Genomic DNA, 2,019 nt, shown 5'->3' with positions numbered 1-2,019 from the left:
GAGAATACCAATGAACGAACAATCATCCGCGATTCCGAAAGCCTTGGAACCAGCGGATTCGACTGCGATTCCACAAGCCCTGGAAAAAGTGGATCTGGCGAATTTGCACACAAGCGTCGATCGCTTCGTCAATCGTGAGTTTTCCTGGCTGCAGTTCAATCGCCGCGTTCTGGAGGAAGCCGAGAACACACATCAGCCATTGCTTGAACGTTTGCGTTTCCTCTCCATCTCGGCGGCCAATCTCGATGAATTCTTCATGGTGCGTATCGCCGGACTGGCAGGACAGGTACGCGCCGGCGTTTCAGACCGCAGCGACGATGGGCGCACCCCCCAGGAACAGCTTGAATTCGTCCTCGATGAGGTCGTGAAGCTRCAGATTGCCCAGCAGCACCGGTTTGATGATTTGCGCGCGGAAATGCTCAAGGAAAACATCGAGATCGTTCGTCCGGACAGGTTGACCGCCAATGAGCAGTCATGGCTGGAAGACCATTTCCTTGAAACCATCTATCCGGTTCTGACGCCGCTTGCCATTGATCCGGCGCATCCTTTTCCATTCATTCCCAATCTCGGTTTCTCGATCGCCATGCTCCTCAACCGGAGCACCGACAATCGTCCAATGACAGCGTTGCTGCGTCTGCCTCAAGCGTTGAAGCGCTTCATCCAAATTCCGGACGACAAGGGACGTTTCCGTTTCCTCACGCTCGAGGATGCGATCAGCCTGTTTACCGGGCGGCTTTTCCCCGGCTACGAGGTCAAGGGTGCCGGCACTTTCCGCATCATCCGCGACAGTGATATCGAGGTCGAGGAGGAGGCAGAGGATTTGGTGCGCCTGTTCGAAACTGCGCTCAAGCGCCGCCGTCGCGGTCAGGTTATTCGCATCGAATTCGACGATGAAATGCCGGAATCACTGCGCAGTTTCGTCGCCACCGAGCTCGGTGTTCCCGACAATCGCATCAGCGTTCTCGATGGACTGCTTGCGCTCAACATGATTTCGGAAATCGTCAGCATCCCGCGTGCCGATCTGAAGTTCGTGCCCTATAATCCACGTTTCCCCGAGCGCGTGCGCGAGCACGGCGGCGATTGTTTTGCAGCTATCCGCGAAAAAGATATCGTCGTTCACCATCCTTACGAATCCTTCGACGTGGTCGTCCAGTTCCTGCGGCAGGCTGCAGCCGATCCGGACGTCGTAGCGATCAAGCAGACCCTTTATCGTACCTCGAACGACAGCCCGATCGTGCGTGCGTTGATCGATGCCGCCGATGCCGGCAAGTCGGTAACGGCGCTTATCGAACTCAAGGCCCGCTTTGACGAGGAAGCCAATATTCGCTGGGCCCGCGATCTGGAACGTGCCGGTGTACAGGTCGTCTTCGGCTTCATCGAATGGAAGACCCACGCCAAAATGTCTCTGGTCGTGCGCCGTGAAGAGGCGAAGTTGCGCAGTTATGTGCATCTGGGCACGGGAAATTATCACCCGATCACCGCGAAGATCTATACCGACCTGTCATTCTTTACTTGCGAGCCGTCTATCGGCCGCGATGTGGCGCAGATATTCAACTTCATCACCGGCTATACGCCGCCTTCCGGCGAGATGGGCATTGCCGTTTCGCCGATCTCACTTCGCCCGCGCATCATGCAGCACATTGCCGACGAGATCACCCATGCCAAAGCCGGGCGCCCGGCATCGATCTGGATGAAGATGAACTCTCTGGTCGACGCGGAAATCATCGACGCGCTCTATGACGCGGGCCGGCAAGGGGTAGAGATCGATCTCGTCGTGCGTGGCATTTGCTGTCTGYGCCCGCAGCTTCCAGGCCTTTCCGACAATATCCGCGCGAAATCCATCGTTGGACGCTTCCTCGAACACAGCCGCATCTTCTGCTTTGGCAATGGCGAAGCGATGCCGTCGGAAAAGGCACTGGTTTATTTCGGCTCCGCGGACATGATGACCCGCAATCTCGATCGCCGCGTCGAGACGCTTGTGCCGATCACCAATCCAACAGTGCACCAACAGGTTCTTTC

Annotated in this window: 1 protein-coding gene; it reads left to right on the top strand. The window is 56.7% G+C overall.

The window, feature by feature from the left end:
- Positions 1-10: 10 nt before the first annotated feature.
- Positions 11-2,019, top strand: a 2,009-nt coding sequence (locus ACXJ5O_RS25380) for an RNA degradosome polyphosphate kinase (RefSeq protein ID WP_457302325.1), incomplete at its 3' end; no start/stop codon positions are given.

This window comes from Phyllobacterium sp. P5_D12 (genome assembly GCF_054049495.1).
Note: the sequence above shows the minus strand (reverse complement) of the source record. Positions and strands in the feature narration are given on the sequence as shown.